Consider the following 17,127-nt stretch of genomic DNA (forward strand, 5'->3'; position numbering starts at 1 on the left):
GGGCGCGGGGGTGTTGGCGCCCCCCCCGCTGCACCCCCCCCCCCCCGCCCCCCCTCCCCCCCCCCCCCCCCCCCCCCCCCCCCCGCCCGCCCCCCCGCCGGCCCCCCCGGGCCGGGGCCCCCCGCCAGGTACGAAGGGGCAGTACCACCACCGTGAGGGACACACGAGAGAGCCGGCTGCTGCTCATCCTGCTGGTGGCCGTCGCCTTCGCGCTGATCACCGTGGACATCAAGGGCGGTGAGGACTCCCCGCTCGGCCCCGCCCGGCACGCGGCCGCCGGGGTCCTCGGGCCCGTCGAACGCGGTGCCGCCACCGTCGTCGACCCGGTCGCCGACACCGTCCGGGCCTTCCGGGACGCCGCCACCAACAGCGGCCGCACCGACCAGCTCGCCCGCGAGAACACCGAACTGCGGCAGAAGCTCGCCTCCTCCGACATGGCCGCCGGGCGCACCAAGCAGCTGGACGACCTGCTGCGCACCGCCGGTGCCGGCGGCTACACCGTCAAGGCCGCCCAGGTCATCGCGATCGGCCCGGCCCAGGGCTTCTCCTGGACCATCACCGTCGACGCCGGCAGCGACGACGGCCTCACCCGCGACATGACCGTGATCAACGGTCAGGGCCTGGTCGGCCGGGTCACCACCGTCGCCCCGACCACCGCCACCGTGCTGCTCGCCTCCGACCCCGGCTTCTCGGCCGGCACCCGCCTGGAGGGCACCGGCGAGATCGGCTTCGCCTCCGGTGGCGGCGACAGCCCGATGAAGGTCTCCCTGCTCAACGGCAAGGCCCAGGTCAAGGCCGGCGACCGGCTGGTCACCTTCGGCTCGCAGAGCGGCCGCCCGTTCGTGCCCGGAGTCCCGGTCGGCAAGGTCACCGAGGTCCAGGCCAATGCCGGGCAGCTGACCAAGACCGTCCTGGTCGAGCCCTTCGTCCAGTTCACCCGGCTGGACCTGGTCGGCGTGGTGGTCGTGCCGCCGCGCGCCGACCCGCGGGACGCCGTCCTGCCGCCCGCCCCGGGCCAGGCCCCGGCCGGCGCGCCCGCCGCCCCGCCCGCCAAGCCCACTGGGGGGAACTGAGCCATGCGCCTCGCCCGCATCCCCGTCTCCGCCTGCCTGATCCTGCTCGGCCTGATCCTCCAGGTCAGCGTCTTCGGCCGGCTCCAGCTCCCGGGAGCCACCCCGGACATACTGCTGCTCGTCGTGGTCGGCCTGGCCATGGTCTACGGGCCCACCGGCGGCTGCCTGGTCGGCTTCGCGGCCGGCCTGCTCGCCGACCTCGCGCCGCCCTCCGACCACGCGATCGGCCGCTACGCGCTGGTGCTCTGCCTGATGGGCTACGCCGCCGGCCTGCTGCGGCCCGACCACGGCCGCCAGCGCTCGGTCGTCGGCTCGCTGCTGGTGGTGGGCGTCGCCGCGGTCGCCTCCACCCTGCTGTACGCGCTGGTCGGCGCGCTGGTCGGCGACACCGCAGCCCGGCACGTCGGCCTCGGCGGCCTGGTGATCAGCGCCCTGCTGTACGACCTGCTGCTGGCACCGTTCGTGGTGCCGCTGGTGATGCTCCTCGGCCGTCGCTTCGGGCGCGACCCGGTGGCCGCCGCCGACGACGACCAGGGCGGCCCGGGCATGGGCTCGCTGGCCCGCTACCGCACCACCCGCGAGGTCTCCTCCGGCCCGTCGTACAGGAAACGGCGCGTGCCCGGCTTCGCCCGCCGCCCGTAACCGGACCGGCCCCGACCTCCCGACTTCCCCGCACCCTGGAGCGCACGAGACGTGAGCAACATCCCCGAGACCGGCCGCACCCGGCGGGTGACGATCCGTCTGGTGGTGCTGCAGATCCTGGTGCTGTCGCTGCTCGCCACCCTCGGCGGTCGGCTGTGGTACCTGCAGATCCGCAACGCCAAGGAGTACACCGCCAAGGCGACCGGCAACCACATCCGCGAAGTGGTCGAACCGGCCGTCCGCGGCGAGATCCTGGACGCCTCCGGACGGGTGCTGGCCGGCAACGAGACCCGGCTGGTGGTCTCGGTCAGCCGCACCTCGCTGCTGCAGCAGAAGGACGGCGGCAAGGCGGTGCTGGCCCGGCTGGCCGACGTGCTCGGGATGCCCGCCAAGGACGTGCAGGAGAAGGTCCGGCTCTGCGACGCCAAGACGCCGCAGCCCTGCTGGAACGGCTCGCCCTACCAGCCGATCCCGGTCACCAAGGAGGCGACCACCCAGCAGGCGATGCAGATGATGGAACGCCGCGAGGACTTCCCCGGGGTCACCGCGCAGCCCACCGCCGTACGCCGCTACACCGGCGTCGAGGGCGCCAACATGGCCCAGGTGCTCGGCTACCTCTCGCCGGTCACCGACGAGGAGGTCAGCAAGACCGCCGCCAAGAGCGGCCTGGACCGCTACCTGCCGGCCGACCAGATCGGCCGGGCCGGCCTGGAGTCGGTGTACGACCGCGACCTGCGCGGCACCGCCGGCATCACCCAGCTGGAAGTGGACAACCTCGGCCGGGTGATCGGCACCGCCGGCGCCGTCGCCCCGCAGACCGGCGACAACCTGGTCACCAGCATCGACGCCCGGGTGCAGAAGGTGGTCGAGGACAACCTCGCGCAGGCCATCGCCGACGCCCGGAACACCTTCGACAAGGTCACCAACCGCAACTACGAGGCCGACTCCGGCGCCGCCGTGGTGATGGACGTGCACACCGGGCGGATCATCGCGATGGCGAGCGCCCCCACCTACGACCCGAACCTCTGGGTCGGCGGCATCACCGGCAAGGACTACCAGTCGCTGACCAGCAAGGACTCCAACTTCCCGCTGCTGAACCGCGCCATACAGGGTCAGTCCGCCCCCGGCTCGACCTTCAAGGTCATCTCCACCACCGCCGCCGTGCAGGCCGGCTACTCGCTGGACGGCACCTACCCGTGCCCGAAGAGCATGACCATCGGCGGGCGCGAGTTCAAGAACTTCGAGAGCGAGAGCTTCGGCTCCATCTCGCTGGAGAAGGCGCTGGAGGTCTCCTGCGACACCGTCTTCTACGGCCTGGCGAACGACCAGTGGGTGAAGGACGGCGGCATCAAGCCGAAGAAGGACGCGGCCGACTGGTTCTTCAAGACCGCCCACGAGTTCGGCCTCGGCGCCAAGACCGGCATCGACCTGCCGTCCGAGGTCACCGGCCGGGTGCCCGACCGGCAGTGGAAGCAGTCCTTCTACGACAACAACAAGGACGCCTGGTGCGCCCAGGCGAAGAAGGGCGGCAACAGCTTCTCCGACCAGATCGCCAAGGAGAACTGCGTCGACGGCTACCAGATGCGCGCCGGTGACGCCGTCAACTTCGCGATCGGCCAGGGCGACACCCTCGTCACCCCGGTCCAGATGGCCCGGATCTACTCGGCGCTGGCCAACGGCGGCACCTTCTACCGGCCGACCATCGCCAAGGCGGTGATAAGCCCGGGCGGGGACCTCGTCCGCGAGATCGCCCCGCAGGCGGACGCCCAGTTCCCCGGTGACCAGAAGCTGCTGAGCTACATCAACCAGGCCACCGAGGGCGTCGTCAAGAGCGGTACCGCCGCCTGGAAGTTCACGCAGGCCGGCTGGCCGCAGGACAAGATCGCGCTGCACGCCAAGACCGGCACCGCCGAGGTCGAGGGCAAGCAGACCACCTCCTGGCTGGCCACGTACAGCAAGGACTACGCGATCATCATGACGATCAGCCAGGGCGGCACCGGCTCCGGCGGCTCGGGTGACTCCGTCCGCCGGATCTACCAGGCGCTGTACGGCGTGGACGACAAGGGCAACGTCGACACCACCAAGGCGCTGCTGCCCGCCCCGCAGGCCGAGCTGCCGAAGTTCAACCCGGACGGCACCGCGATCATCAAGCCGGCCGCGTACTCCGTCGACCAGACGCCGGGCGCGGCCCAGGCGCCCGCGCTGGTCCCGGTGCTCCAGGACGCGGCGCAGGCGGACCCGGCGCCGGCGACGGCCTTCCTCGACCGGACACCTCCGACCGACCGCCCGGCGTCGTACACCGCGGCCGACGCCGCGCTCGAACCCGGCCGCAGCCCGGGAAGGGGACGGGCATGACCTCCTACGGCTCCTACCGGCAACTGCGGCTGGCCCCGCAGCGCGGCGGGGTCTCCAAGGCCCTCGCCAAGGACTCCCCGCTCTGGCGGCTGGACTGGATACTGCTGCTGGCCGCGCTGGCCCTCTCGGCCGGCAGCTCGCTGCTGGTCTGGTCGGCCACCCGGGGGCGCGACTCGCTCACCCACGGGGACCCGCAGTACTTCCTGTACCGGCACCTGACCAACTTCGTGGTCGGGCTGGTGCTGTGCTCCGTGGTGATAGCGATAGGGAGTCGTCGCTTCCGCACGATCGTGCCGTTCCTGTACGTCGGCGTGATCCTGCTGCTGCTGGCGACACTCAGCCCGCTGGGATCCACCATCAACGGCGCGCACTCGTGGATCCAGCTCGGCGGCGGCTTCTCGATCCAGCCCGCCGAGTTCGCGAAGCTCGCGATCGTGCTGGCGATGGCGGTCGTGCTGTCCGACCAGGTGGACGCGGGGGAGCGGGAGTTCCCCTCGCACCGGGCCGTGTTCCGCGGTCTCGTCTGGGCCGGCCTGCCGATGTGCATAGTGCTGCTGATGCCGGACGCCGGCTCGGTGATGGTGATGGCCGCGATCGTGCTCGGCATCCTGCTCGGCTCGGGCGCGGCGAACCGCTGGGTCCTCGGGCTGCTGGTGACGGGCGCCGCCGGATGCGTGGCGATCTGGAAGTTCGGGCTGCTGAGCAAGTACCAGATCGACCGCTTCGCCGCCTTCGCCAACCCGCAGCTGGACCCGAACGGCGTCGGCTACAACACCGCGCAGGCCCGGATCGCGATCGGGTCGGGCGGGCTCACCGGCAAGGGACTGTTCCACGGGACCCAGACCACCGGGCAGTTCGTGCCGGAGCAGCAGACCGACTTCGTGTTCACCGTCGCGGGCGAGGAACTCGGCTTCGTCGGGGCGCTGGCGATCATCCTGCTGGTCGGCGTGGTGCTCTGGCGGGCCTGCCGGATCGCGCGTCAGGCGACCGACCTCTACGGCACGATCGTGTCGGCCGGGATCATCGCCTGGTTGGCCTTCCAGGCCTTCGAGAACATAGGGATGTGCCTGGGCATCATGCCGGTCGCCGGCATCCCGCTGCCGTTCGTCTCGTACGGAGGGTCCTCGATGTTCGCGAACTGGATGGCGATCGGGCTGCTCCAGGCGGTGCGGAGCCAGCGGCCGATAGCGGCCTGAGCGAGTGTGCGCAGGGGCCGGTCCGGGGAAACCCGGGCCGGCCCCTGCGCGTGCCCGACCCGGCGCCCCTTCCCCCGGCGCCCGGCCGGCGGTGCGTCAGCGCGGCTGGAGCAGGCAGTCGGCGGCGGTGAGCACGGCACGGGACTGGTGGGCCAGCTGCTCCTGCACCGGCACCCAACGGGCACCGAACCGGTGCCGCAGCCGGTCCAGACTGTCCGCGACGACGGCACGGGCGCGCTCGCGGGCGGCCTCCGCACCCGGGCCGCGGGCGTCCGCCAGCAGCCGCAGCAGGATCGACGCCACCCGCAAGGGCAGCCGGGCCGCCACCAGCCCGGCCGTGGTCACCCGCGAGGACGAGAGCGGCCCGGGGCGCCAGCGGTCCAGCCACTCCTCGGCCACCCGCGGGGCCACCGCCAGACTGAACTCGGCGGTGCGCACCATCGGCCCGTACGCCTCGTGGCTGTGCACGGGGACCCGGGCCAGCACGGCGGTCAGCTCCTCTGCGCGCACCGTGAGCTCCCGGGCGGCGGAGGCGAGCGCCCGCGGTCCCGCCGGGTGCGGGCGGGCGTCGCCGACCGCGTCCACGGCCCACATCGGGACCTCCAGGACGGCGCTGACCGCACCGTGCCGGGCCGCGTACGACCAGGTCGACAGCTCGGGCTCGTCCGGCAGCGCCCAGGAAGCCCCGGAACCGCCCGGGACCGGCATCAGATAGGTGCCGGGGGCCGGGCTGGCCCAGCCGATCGCGTCGTAGGAGTCCACGTCCAGGGGGAGGCCGGCCCGCTCGGCGGAGCGGGCGAAACGCTCGGACAGGCCGGGAACCGGACCGGTGAGCTGGACGAAGGACCCGCCGAAGTCCACCCCGTGCAGCGAGCACTGCAGGAACGGGCGCAACTCGTCGATCAGGCCCGTCAGTGCCACGCTCTCCGGCATCGGCGGACGGCCGGAGCCGGGGGCGGGCAGCAGCTCGGGCTGCTCCTCGAACGCGGGGCGGAAGAAGTGCTCGTAGTGGCGGCTCATGGTGAGCGGGCCGTCCAGCCAGCCGGCGTTGAGCGCGGCGCCGTCCGGGTCGAGGCAGAGCAGCAGGTGCCAGGAGAGGCCGGGACGGGCGGGGCGGTCCAGCAGCAGCTCGGCCAGCCGCACCGCCCCGGCCGTGCCGATCGGCTCGTTGGGGTGCGGGCCGCCGACCACGAGCGCGGTGCGCGGGCCGCGGTCGACGGACAGCAGCAGCAGCGGGCGTCCGGCCCGGGAACGGCCCACCTCGCGCAGCCGGCAGCGGTCCGGGTGGCGCAGGGCGAGCCGCCGGGCGGCGCACTCGGCCTGGGCCGGCGTGGGGTAGCGGGCGGGCCGGGAGTCGAGGGGCCGGAGGGGGCGGATCCGCCGACCGGTGTCGGTCATGGTTCTCCTTGCGCCGGTCGTACGGCTCGTACGGCCGCCGGGGCGCGGGCACGCGGGTGCGCCGCCGGGCACGGAGTGCGGGCGGGGGACGGGGCACCGCGGGCCGGGGACGGCGGCCGGGCGGACACGGGACGGGCCTGGTGAGGGTGGACTGGGCCGTGCGTGAGGGGCGGGAGGGCATCGCCGGGGGAACTCCGACGAGGCCGTGCGTGAGGGGCGGGAGAGGGCATCGCCGGGGAACTCCGACGAGGGCCGAGCGTACGACCCAACTCCCTTGTCCGGAAGGGGCACAGGGGTTCTTGGCGGAGCCCTGTCAGTAGCGCACGGGCCGTTCGGGCGTGTCAACGGCGGACGGCGCCGGGCGGCGGGCGCGCACTGCGCGTGCCGGGGCGGGCGCCCGACGGGCGGGTCGCGCCGGAGCGCGGAGGGCCCGCGCTCCGGGGCAGACGGCCCCATCCCCGGATTGGGCTACCCTTGAGGGTCACCCCTCCCGTGCCGACTCGCGGCACCGAATCACGTCGTAAGGGTTCCTAGTACATGACTGTCGAATCGGTCTTCCCACGCCTGGAGGCCCTCCTCCCGCACGTCCAGAAGCCGATCCAGTACGTCGGCGGCGAGCTCAACTCGACCGTCAAGGACTGGGACGCCTGCGACGTCCGCTGGGCACTGATGTACCCCGACGCCTACGAGGTCGGCCTGCCCAACCAGGGCGTCATGATCCTCTACGAGGTGCTGAACGAGCGCGAGGGCGTGCTCGCCGAGCGCACCTACAGCGTCTGGCCGGACCTGGAAGCGCTGATGCGCGAGCACGGCGTCCCCCAGTTCACCGTCGACGCCCACCGCCCGGTGAAGGCCTTCGACGTGTTCGGCCTGTCGTTCTCCACCGAGCTCGGCTACACCAACATGCTGACCGCGCTCGACCTGGCCGGCATCCCGCTGGAGGCCAAGGACCGCACCGACGAGGACCCGATCGTCCTCGCCGGCGGTCACGCGGCCTTCAACCCGGAGCCGATCGCCGACTTCCTCGACTGCGCCGTGGTCGGCGACGGCGAGCAGGCCGTGCTCGACATCACCGAGGTCGTCCGCGCCTGGAAGGCCGAGGGCCGCCCGGGCGGGCGCGACGAGGTGCTGCTGCGCCTGGCCCGCACCGGCGGGGTCTACGTCCCCAAGTTCTACGACGTGGAGTACCTGGCCGACGGCCGGATCGGCCGCGTCGTCCCGAACGCCCCGGGCGTGCCGTGGCGGGTGTCCAAGCACACCGTGATGGACCTGGACGAGTGGCCGTACCCCAAGCAGCCGCTGGTCCCGCTCGCCGAGACGGTGCACGAGCGGATGTCCGTGGAGATCTTCCGCGGCTGCACCCGCGGCTGCCGCTTCTGCCAGGCCGGCATGATCACGCGCCCCGTGCGGGAGCGAAGCATCACCGGCATCGGCGAGATGGTCGAGCGCGGGCTGAAGGCCACCGGCTTCGAGGAGGTCGGCCTGCTGTCGCTGTCCAGCGCCGACCACACCGAGATCGGCGACATCGCCAAGGGCCTCGCGGACCGCTACACCGAGGACAAGATCGGCCTGTCGCTGCCGTCCACCCGCGTCGACGCCTTCAACATCGACCTCGCCAACGAGCTGTCCCGCAACGGGCGCCGCTCGGGCCTCACCTTCGCCCCCGAGGGCGGCAGCGAGCGCATGCGCAAGGTGATCAACAAGATGGTGTCGGAGGAGGACCTGATCCGCACCGTCGCCACCGCCTACGGCAACGGCTGGCGCCAGGTGAAGCTGTACTTCATGTGCGGCCTGCCGACCGAGACCGACGAGGACGTGCTCCAGATCGGCGAGATGGCGAAGAACGTCATCCAGAAGGGCCGCGAGGTCACCGGCCAGAACGACATCCGCTGCACCGTCTCCATCGGCGGGTTCGTGCCCAAGCCGCACACCCCGTTCCAGTGGGCCCCGCAGCTGTCCGCCGAAGCCACCGACGCCCGCCTGGCCAAGCTGCGCGACTCGATCCGCGGCGACCGCAAGTACGGCAAGAACATCGGCTACCGCTACCACGACGGCAAGCCGGGCATCATCGAGGGCCTGCTCTCCCGCGGCGACCGCCGCATCGGCGCGGTCATCCGCGCGGTCTACGAGGACGGCGGCCGCTTCGACGGCTGGCGCGAGTACTTCTCGTACGACCGCTGGATCGCCTGTGCCGACAAGGGCCTGGCCGGCACCGGCGTCGACGTCGACTGGTACACCACCCGCGAGCGCACCTACGAGGAGGTGCTGCCCTGGGACCACCTGGACAGCGGCCTCGACAAGGACTGGCTCTGGGAGGACTGGCAGGACGCGCTGGAGGAGGTCGAGGTCGACGACTGCCGCTGGACGCCGTGCTTCGACTGCGGGGTGTGTCCGCAGATGGACACCCACATCCAGATCGGCCCGACGGGCAAGAAGATGCTGCCGCTGACGGTCGTCAACAAGTAGTCGCCGCGAGTGACGGTTGCCACACCCGCGACCCCCGGCCGGAACCTCCGGCCGGGGGTCGCGGGCATGCGGCTGACCAGGGGCGGAGCGAGGGGGGTGGCGGGGCGCGTACCCTTTGAGGTGACAGAGTCCGGGCAGTGGCGGCAACGCGCCGCGCCGGACGGGGACAACTGACTAAGGACTGAGCGACCCTGGCACGCCGTACGCCCGACGGTCCGCCGCCCGCGCCGACGGTGCAGCGGATTCGTCTCCGCTACACCAAGCGCGGCCGGCTCCGCTTCACCAGCCACCGCGACTTCCAGCGCGCCTTCGAGCGCGCCCTGCGCCGGTCCGCCGTTCCGATGGCCTACTCGGCCGGCTTCACCCCGCACCCGAAGGTCTCCTACGCCAACGCGGCCCCCACCGGGGTGGCGAGCGAGGCGGAGTACCTGGAGATCGGCCTGGCCGCCGTTCGCGACCCCGAACAGCTCCGGGCGCAACTGGACGAGTCGCTGCCGACGGGCCTGGACGTGATCGACGCGGTCGAGGTGCGGACGCCGAACTTCGTGGAGCGCCTGGAGGCCTCCGAGTGGCTGGTCCGGCTGGACGGCGTCGAGCCGGACGAGGCCGCCGCCGCGGTGGCGCGCTTCCTCGCCGAGGAGCGCGTCGAGGTCGAACGCCTCACCAAGAACGGCGTGCGGGTCTTCGACGCGCGCGGTGCGGTGGCGGCACTCCAGATCGTCCCGCCCCAGGTCGACGGCGGTGCGGACACGGAGGCCGGAACCGACCGCGATGTTCGGACCGGCCGTCCCTGTGCGATACTGCGCCTGGTAGTACGACACGCCACACCCGCCGTACGACCCGACGACGTATTGTCCGGTCTCCGTGCGACGGCCGACCTGGCGCCGCCGGTCCCCGCAGAGGTGACCAGGCTGGCGCAGGGGCCGCTCGACGAGGGGACCGGCACGGTGACCGACCCGCTGGCGCTCGACCGCGCCGCGGCCCAGGCCGGCTCGGAGCCGGGCGCCGGGCCGCGCGCTACCGCGCCCGCCTAGCGGGCGGAGGCCGGGTCCAGTTCTCACTGGACCCGATGGTCCTCCAGGGTTCCCGCGGCTCCCCAGGGGAGCGAGCGTCGTCGCAGCACAGGCCTGCCAACCGGGGCCTGCCGGCCACGAAGGCCGGTGGGCCCGGGACCCGGTCCGGGAGCCACCCGGGGTTGGGGGACGGCGCAGCTTGGGAAAACCTCAGAAGACTGGTCAGAACCAGAAGACTTTCGACACCCCGCCGAGCGCGGGGCGCCGAGCGAGACTACGAGCCCCTGTGCGGCCTCGCGTCCGCGCGGCGGCACCGTGAAAGGGTCCGGCCCGAGCATCCTCGCGATGCCGGCCGCCCACCGGTGCCGTGCCGTGCCCGGATGCGGAGCCCGGGGGCCTGACGGGAGATCCACCCGCATGCTCGATAACACCGACCCGCAGACTGCGGCCACGGAACCGAACGAAACCACCGCGACCGGCAGCGAGGGCGCGTCCGCCGCGCCGCCGCGCCGTCGTCGCCGCGCGGTGTCCCGCCCGGCGGGCACCCCGCAGGGCGCCGCCGCCGACGCCGCCGAGACGGTCCTGCCGGCCGAGGCGCCGGCGGCCGGGACCGCCCCGGCTCCGGCCGCGGAGACCCCCGCCGCCGAGAAGCCGGTCCGGGCCCGCCGCACCCGCAAGCGCGCCGAGGCGCCGGCCGGTGCGCCCGAGGCGTCCGCGATCGTGGTCACCGCGCCCGAGGCCGCCGAGGCCCCGGCGGCGGAGACCGCCGTCGAGGCGCAGGCCGAGAAGAAGGACGAGAAGGCGGAGAAGCCCGTCCGGGCCCGCCGTACCCGCAAGCGGGCCGAGGCTCCGGCCGGTGCGCCGGCCGCCGAGGAGCCCGCTGCCGAGGAGCCCGCCGAGACCCCTGCTCCCGTCGCCGCCCCCGCCGCCGAGCCGGTGGCCGAGGAGGCTCCGGCCCGTCGCCCCCGCCGCCGTCGCGTGGTCGAGGCCGCGCCGGTCGTCGAGGCCCCGGTCGAGGAGCCGCAGGCCGAGGAGCCCGTCGTCGCGGAGGAGCCCGAGGAGGAGGCCGCCGCCGAGCCGGTGGCCGCGCCCGCCGCCCCCGCCCCGGCCGTCGAGGCCGAGCCGCACCACCGGGTGCGCCGTCGCGCCGTCCGTCCGGCCACCGCGGTCTTCCAGGCCCCGGTGTTCCAGGAGCCGGCCCCCTACGTCGCACCGTCCGCGCAGCAGCAGCAGCCCGCCGCCGCCGTCCCGGCGCCGGTCGAGGCCCCGGCCGTCGCGGAGCGCGACGAGGAGGACGAGTTCGAGTACAGCGGCGTCGGCCGCCGCCGCCGGGTCCGCGCCCGCGTCGAGCCGGGCCGCCGCAAGTCGGCCGCCAAGGCTCCGGCCGCCAGGACGCAGGCCGCCGCGGCCCAGGCCGCGCCCGTGCAGCCCGCCCCCGCGCAGGCCGCTCCGGCGCCGGTCGCCGCCGCCCCGGTCGAGCAGCCGGCCGTCGAGGAGCCCGTCGAGGAGACCCCCGCCGCCGGTCCGGACACCGAGGGCGACTGGGAGGACGACCGTCCGTCGCGCCGTCGCCGTCGTGGCGGCCGTCGCCGTCGCCGTGGCGAGGCCGAGGAGTTCGAGGCCGCCGAGACCGAGCAGCCCACCCCCGAGGAGCCGGCCCAGGCCGTCGCCGAGGAGGAGGACGAGGACGACGACGACCTGGCCGCCGGCCTGTCCTCGTCGCGCCGTCGCCGTCGCCGTCGCCGCCGCAGCGGTGAGGCCGGCGCCGTCGAGACCGCCGAGACCACCGAGGACGGCGTCCGCACGGTGGTGAAGGTGCGCGAGCCGCGCCGCCGCTCCACCGAGCCGTCCTTCGACCCGGACGAGGTGCAGTCCATCAAGGGCTCGACCCGTCTGGAGGCGAAGAAGCAGCGCCGCCGCGAGGGCCGCGAGCTGGGCCGCCGCCGGGTGCCGATCATCACCGAGGCCGAGTTCCTGGCCCGCCGCGAGTCGGTCGAGCGCGTCATGGTGGTGCGCCAGAACGGCCAGCGCACCCAGATCGGCGTCCTTGAGGACGGCGTGCTGGTCGAGCACTACGTCAACAAGGAGCAGGCCACCTCGTACGTCGGCAACGTCTACCTGGGCAAGGTCCAGAACGTGCTGCCGTCGATGGAGGCCGCCTTCGTCGACATCGGCAAGGGCCGCAACGCGGTGCTGTACGCCGGTGAGGTCAACTTCGGTGCGCTGGGCCACGGTGGCCCGCGCCGGATCGAGTCGGTGCTGAAGTCCGGCCAGTCCGTGCTGGTGCAGGTCTCCAAGGACCCGATCGGCCACAAGGGCGCCCGTCTGACCAGCCAGATCTCGCTGCCCGGCCGCTACCTGGTGTACGTGCCCGAGGGCTCGATGACCGGCATCTCGCGCAAGCTGCCCGAGAACGAGCGGGCCCGTCTGAAGCAGATCCTCAAGAAGATCGTCCCGGACGACGCGGGCGTCATCGTGCGCACCGCCGCCGAGGGCGCCTCCGAGGAGGAGCTGACCCGCGACGTCCAGCGCCTCCAGCAGCAGTGGGAGGACATCCAGAAGAAGGCCGCCACCGGCAACGCCCCGGCGCTGCTGTACGGCGAGCCGGACATGACCGTCCGGGTCGTCCGCGACATCTTCAACGAGGACTTCACCAAGGTCATCGTCTCCGGTGACGAGGCGTGGGGGACCATCCACGAGTACGTCTCCAACGTGGCCCCGGACCTCGCCGGCCGGCTCCAGCGCTGGACCTCCGAGGTGGACGTGTTCGCCACCTACCGGATCGACGAGCAGCTGATGAAGGCGCTGGACCGCAAGGTCTGGCTGCCCAGCGGCGGTTCGCTGGTGATCGACCGCACCGAGGCGATGGTCGTCATCGACGTCAACACCGGGAAGTTCGTCGGCCAGGGCGGCAACCTGGAGGAGACGGTCACCCGCAACAACATCGAGGCGGCCGAGGAGATCGTGCGCCAGCTGCGGCTGCGCGACCTCGGCGGCATCATCGTGATCGACTTCATCGACATGGTGCTGGAGTCCAACCGCGACCTGGTGCTGCGCCGCCTGCTGGAGTGCCTGGGCCGGGACCGGACCAAGCACCAGGTGGCGGAAGTCACCTCGCTGGGCCTGGTCCAGATGACCCGCAAGCGGGTCGGCCAGGGCCTGCTGGAGTCCTTCTCCGAGGCCTGCGTGCACTGCAACGGTCGCGGTGTGATCGTCCACATGGAGCAGCCGAGCGCCCACGTCCACGCCCCGTCCGCCCCGGCGGGCGAGGCCGCCCAGGGCGGCGGCAAGCGCCGTCGCCGGGGCAAGGGCGGCGCGGGCCACGAGGAGTCGCAGGCCGTCGAGGCCGGTGTGACCGAGGCGGCCGAGGCCGCCGAGCAGGTCACGCGGGTCGTCGAGGCCGCCGTCGCGGAGCTGCCGGGCGAGCCGGTGCGCGAGGAGATCGAGGGCCAGCTGGCCCTGGAGGTTCCTGGCGACGAGGCCGTCGAGGCCCCGGCCGTCGAGGCACCGGTGGCCGAGGCCCCGGTCGCCGCTCCGGCGGGCCGTCCGCGCCGCCGCGCGGTGCGCAAGGCGACGGCCCCGGCCGGTTCGCCGGTCGCCGCCGAGATCGTGGTGCTGCAGGCGAAGGCCGAGGCGGCGCTCGAGGCGGCCCTGGAGGCCGCGGCTCCGGCCGCCGCCGAGCCGGTCGTCGTCGCGGAGGCCGAGGTCGTCGAGACCCCGGCCGCGGAGGCCCCCGAGGCTCCCGCCGCCCCGACCGAGGAGGCCCCGGGCGAGGAGGCCGCCGCCGAGGAGGCGCCGGCGCCGAAGAAGCGGGCCGCCCGCAAGACCGCCGCCAAGAAGACCGCCGCCAAGAAGACGACCGCGGCGGCCAAGAAGACCACCGCCCGCAAGACCGCCACCAAGCGGACCAGCGCGGCGGCCAAGAAGGCCGCGGCCGCCGAGGGTGATACGGCGTCCGAGTAGTGCCCACGCCCGGGGCGGGAGCCATCCCGCCCCGGGCCGTACGGGCCGGTTTGCCCCCCGGGCGGCCGGTCCGTATTCTTGACCATCGGCGTGTCTACGCCATGCTCCCGAGCACATCACCTTCCCGGGTCGCCGCGTTCGCGCGGAGGGCCGGGGAGAGGCTCCTGTGTCCGTACCCAGGCAGCTGGCGTCGGGGGTTCCGACCGAGCAAGGAAAGCAGGTACCGCATGTACGCGATCGTTCGCGCAGGCGGCCGCCAGCACAAGGTCGCCGTGGGCGACGTGCTGGAGATCGACCGCATCGAGGCCAAGGCGGGTGACTCGGTCGAGCTCTCGACCATCCTCGTCGTCGACGGTGACGCCGTCACCTCCGACCCGTGGGTCCTGGCCGGCGTGAAGGCTCACGCCGAGGTGGTCGACCAGACCAAGGGTGACAAGATCGTCATCCTGCGTTACAAGAACAAGACCGGCTACCGCCGCCGTCAGGGCCACCGCCAGCAGCACACCGCGGTGCGCATCACCAGCATCGACTCGGTCAGCAAGTAAGGGGATAGCGAGATATGGCACACAAGAAGGGCGCAAGCTCTACCCGTAACGGCCGTGACTCGAACGCCCAGCGCCTCGGCGTGAAGCGCTTCGGCGGCCAGGTCGTCTCGGCCGGCGAGATCCTCGTCCGCCAGCGCGGCACCCACTTCCACCCGGGTGCGGGCGTCGGTCGCGGTGGCGACGACACCCTGTTCGCGCTGACCGCCGGTGCCGTGCAGTTCGGCAACCGCCGCGGCCGCAAGGTCGTCAACATCGTGGCCGTCGAGGCCTGAGTCCGAACGGACTCCCGAGTCGCATGACTCACAGTGAAGGGTGGGCCGGAATTCTCCGGTCCACCCTTCACGCTTTACGCAGGTAGCAAGCAGACTCTCGCGCACTGGAGGCACACCCATGACCACCTTCGTGGACCGCGTCGAACTTCACGTCGCCGCGGGTAACGGGGGCCACGGCTGCGCCTCCGTGCACCGCGAGAAGTTCAAGCCGCTCGGCGGCCCGGACGGCGGCAACGGCGGTGAGGGCGGCAGCGTCATCCTCACCGTGGACTCGCAGGTCACCACCCTGCTCGAGTACCACCACTCGCCCAAGCGCAAGGCCACCAACGGCAAGCCGGGCGCGGGCGGCAACCGCACCGGCGCGATCGGTGAGGACCTCGTCCTCCTCGTACCGGACGGCACCGTGGTGCTGGACCGCAAGGGCAACGTCCTGGCCGACCTGGTCGGCCACGGCACGAGCTTCGTCGCCGCCCAGGGCGGCCGCGGCGGCCTCGGCAACGCCGCGCTGGCCTCGGCCCGCCGCAAGGCGCCCGGCTTCGCGCTGCTCGGCGAGCCCGGTGAGTCCCGTGACATCGTCATGGAGCTCAAGTCCGTCGCCGACGTGGCCCTGGTGGGCTACCCGAGCGCCGGCAAGTCCTCGCTGATCTCGGTGCTCTCCGCCGCCAAGCCGAAGATCGCGGACTACCCGTTCACCACCCTGATCCCCAACCTCGGCGTGGTCACCGCGGGCGACACCGTCTACACCATCGCCGACGTGCCCGGCCTGATCCCGGGCGCCAGCCAGGGCCGCGGCCTGGGCCTGGAGTTCCTGCGGCACGTCGAGCGCTGTTCGGTGCTGGTCCACGTGCTGGACTGCGCCACCCTGGAGCCCGGCCGCGACCCGCTGAGCGACCTGGAGACCATCGAGTCCGAGCTCGCCGAGTACGGCGGCCTGGAGGACCGGCCGCGCCTGGTCGCGCTCAACAAGGTGGACGTGCCGGACGGCCAGGACATCGCCGACCTGACCCGCGCCTCCCTGGAGGAGCGCGGCTACCAGGTGTTCGAGGTCTCCGCCGCCTCCCGCAAGGGCCTGCGCGAGCTGAGCTTCGCGGTGGCGAAGATCGTCGCCGAGGCGCGCGCCGCCAAGCCGGCCGAGGAGTCCACCCGGATCGTGCTGCGGCCGGTGGCCGTCGACGACGCGGGCTTCACCATCACCGAGGAGGACGGCGCCTACCGCATCCGCGGCGTCAAGCCGGAGCGCTGGGTCCGCCAGACCGACTTCAGCAACGACGAGGCCGTCGGCTACCTCGCCGACCGGCTGGCCCGCCTCGGCGTCGAGGAGAAGCTCTGGAAGGTCGGGGCGCACGAGGGCGACACCGTCATCATCGGCCCGGACGAGAACGCCGTCGTCTTCGACTGGGAGCCGACCATGGCCGCCGGCGCCGAGATGCTCGGCCGCCGCGGTGAGGACCACCGCATGGAGACCCAGCGCCCGGCGGTCGACCGCCGTCGCGAGAAGCAGAAGGGCCGCGACGCGGCCGAGGCCGAGTTCCTCGCCTTCGAGGCGCTGTCCGGTGGCCGCCAGGCCGCCATCGACGAGGGCGACGACGAGGACTGAGCCGGTCCGGCCGGCTGACGCGAACGGCCCCCCCCCCCCCGGGGGGGGGGGGGGGCCGGTGCCGTTGCGCAAATGGCGCGGGCGGACGTGGGGGAGGCGGGCCGGGCCTTGGGTATGTTCGTGGGGGGTGCGTGGCCGATCATCACCGGGGAGGCGCCGGCCGGGAAGCTGACGATGTCGCAGCCCTTGAACTCGACGCCCTTGGTGGCACCCGAGAAGCTCGGGGTGGTGCACTTGGCGACCGGGGTCGAGCCGACCGGGTTGGCGAACATCGCGGTGTTGCCGGTGGCGTCGTAGGCCTTGAGCTTGGAATCGGGGGCGCTGAAGGACAGCTTGGTGTCCCCGAGGTTCTTCATGGTCCAGCTGACGTAGAAGAGTGCGCGGCCGTCCAGGCCGGTGGTGTTGGCCTTGGCGTCCTGGAAGTCCTTGAGCGAGCCCGGGACGACACCGGTGACGGTGAACTCCAGCTTGGTGCTGATGTTCGAGGTCTTGTCGGCGAAGTCCACGGTGGCGGGCTGGCCGAACTTCACGGCGGTGCCGGCCTGCGGCAGCTTGCCGCCGCCGGCACCGCCGCCCGCGGCGCCGGCCGTAACGGCGCCGCCGGTGG

General features: G+C 73.2%; 12 protein-coding genes. 11 read left to right on the forward strand and 1 reads right to left on the reverse strand.

All coding sequences use genetic code 11. From position 1 onward, the window contains the following. Positions 1-152 precede the first annotated feature (152 nt). Genes mreC through rodA form a run of 4 tightly spaced genes read left to right on the forward strand, consistent with a single transcriptional unit; the run spans position 153 to position 5,266 of the window. Complete coding sequence (gene mreC, locus ACFV0O_RS26830; RefSeq protein ID WP_360248580.1) at positions 153-1,073, forward strand: rod shape-determining protein MreC; 921 nt, start codon at positions 153-155, stop codon at positions 1,071-1,073. Between the two features lie 3 nt (positions 1,074-1,076). Further along, positions 1,077-1,715 (forward strand): rod shape-determining protein MreD, encoded by a 639-nt coding sequence (mreD, locus tag ACFV0O_RS26835; RefSeq protein WP_380346023.1) that lies wholly within the window; start codon positions 1,077-1,079, stop codon positions 1,713-1,715. A gap of 51 nt (positions 1,716-1,766) precedes the next feature. Further along, positions 1,767-4,070 (forward strand): penicillin-binding protein 2, encoded by a 2,304-nt coding sequence (mrdA, locus tag ACFV0O_RS26840; protein WP_380346025.1) that lies wholly within the window; start codon positions 1,767-1,769, stop codon positions 4,068-4,070. Continuing rightward, positions 4,067-5,266 carry a rod shape-determining protein RodA gene (gene rodA / locus ACFV0O_RS26845; RefSeq protein WP_380346026.1) on the forward strand — a complete coding sequence of 400 codons (1,200 nt, stop codon included), beginning with the start codon at positions 4,067-4,069 and terminating at the stop codon, positions 5,264-5,266. The genes mrdA and rodA overlap by 4 nt, the downstream gene beginning before the upstream one ends. 96 nt (positions 5,267-5,362) lie before the next feature. Here rodA and ACFV0O_RS26850 read toward each other — a convergent pair whose 3' ends face one another. Then, entirely contained in the window at positions 5,363-6,664 is a 1,302-nt protein-coding gene (locus ACFV0O_RS26850; protein WP_380346028.1) for a M14 family zinc carboxypeptidase, read from the reverse strand. Between the two features lie 537 nt (positions 6,665-7,201). On the opposite strand from ACFV0O_RS26850, the gene ACFV0O_RS26855 reads away from it, so the two are divergent. From ACFV0O_RS26855 to ACFV0O_RS26885, 7 genes are all read left to right on the forward strand, one after another. Continuing rightward, positions 7,202-9,130: a TIGR03960 family B12-binding radical SAM protein gene (locus ACFV0O_RS26855; RefSeq protein ID WP_380346030.1), complete on the forward strand. Its 1,929-nt coding sequence runs from the start codon at positions 7,202-7,204 to the stop codon at positions 9,128-9,130. A 233-nt stretch (positions 9,131-9,363) separates the two neighbouring features. Beyond that, a complete protein-coding gene (locus ACFV0O_RS26860; protein ID WP_360248598.1) occupies positions 9,364-10,164 on the forward strand; it encodes a TIGR03936 family radical SAM-associated protein in 801 nt (266 codons plus the stop codon). Between the two features lie 396 nt (positions 10,165-10,560). After that, a complete protein-coding gene (locus ACFV0O_RS26865) occupies positions 10,561-14,106 on the forward strand; it encodes a ribonuclease E/G (RefSeq protein ID WP_380346032.1) in 3,546 nt (1,181 codons plus the stop codon). A 227-nt stretch (positions 14,107-14,333) separates the two neighbouring features. After that, a complete protein-coding gene (rplU, locus tag ACFV0O_RS26870; protein ID WP_360248604.1) occupies positions 14,334-14,651 on the forward strand; it encodes a 50S ribosomal protein L21 in 318 nt (105 codons plus the stop codon). Between the two features lie 14 nt (positions 14,652-14,665). Continuing rightward, positions 14,666-14,923 (forward strand): 50S ribosomal protein L27, encoded by a 258-nt coding sequence (gene rpmA / locus ACFV0O_RS26875; RefSeq protein ID WP_030058248.1) that lies wholly within the window; start codon positions 14,666-14,668, stop codon positions 14,921-14,923. Positions 14,924-15,041: 118 nt separating this feature from the next. Next, positions 15,042-16,520, forward strand: coding sequence for a GTPase ObgE (gene obgE, locus ACFV0O_RS26880; protein WP_360248607.1), 1,479 nt, complete (start codon positions 15,042-15,044; stop codon positions 16,518-16,520). Positions 16,521-16,694: 174 nt separating this feature from the next. Continuing rightward, positions 16,695-16,817, forward strand: a complete 123-nt coding sequence (locus tag ACFV0O_RS26885; RefSeq protein WP_380346036.1) for a hypothetical protein — start codon at positions 16,695-16,697, stop codon at positions 16,815-16,817. The last annotated feature ends 310 nt before the right edge of the window (positions 16,818-17,127 follow it).

It is taken from the genome of Kitasatospora sp. NPDC059577, from assembly GCF_042735475.1.
GTDB lineage: Bacteria > Actinomycetota > Actinomycetes > Streptomycetales > Streptomycetaceae > Kitasatospora.

Excerpts from the sequence above, each read along its gene's own strand:
- obgE (WP_360248607.1), top strand. The coding sequence starts at position 15,042 with ATGACCACCTTCGTGGACCGCGTCGAACTTCACGTCGCCGCGGGTAAC.
- ACFV0O_RS26885 (WP_380346036.1), top strand. The coding sequence starts at position 16,695 with ATGTCGCAGCCCTTGAACTCGACGCCCTTGGTGGCACCCGAGAAGCTC.
- mreD (WP_380346023.1), top strand. The coding sequence starts at position 1,077 with ATGCGCCTCGCCCGCATCCCCGTCTCCGCCTGCCTGATCCTGCTCGGC.
- ACFV0O_RS26855 (WP_380346030.1), top strand. The coding sequence starts at position 7,202 with ATGACTGTCGAATCGGTCTTCCCACGCCTGGAGGCCCTCCTCCCGCAC.
- ACFV0O_RS26865 (WP_380346032.1), top strand. The coding sequence starts at position 10,561 with ATGCTCGATAACACCGACCCGCAGACTGCGGCCACGGAACCGAACGAA.
- rodA (WP_380346026.1), top strand. The coding sequence starts at position 4,067 with ATGACCTCCTACGGCTCCTACCGGCAACTGCGGCTGGCCCCGCAGCGC.
- ACFV0O_RS26850 (WP_380346028.1), bottom strand. The coding sequence starts at position 6,664 with ATGACCGACACCGGTCGGCGGATCCGCCCCCTCCGGCCCCTCGACTCC.
- rpmA (WP_030058248.1), top strand. The coding sequence starts at position 14,666 with ATGGCACACAAGAAGGGCGCAAGCTCTACCCGTAACGGCCGTGACTCG.
- rplU (WP_360248604.1), top strand. The coding sequence starts at position 14,334 with ATGTACGCGATCGTTCGCGCAGGCGGCCGCCAGCACAAGGTCGCCGTG.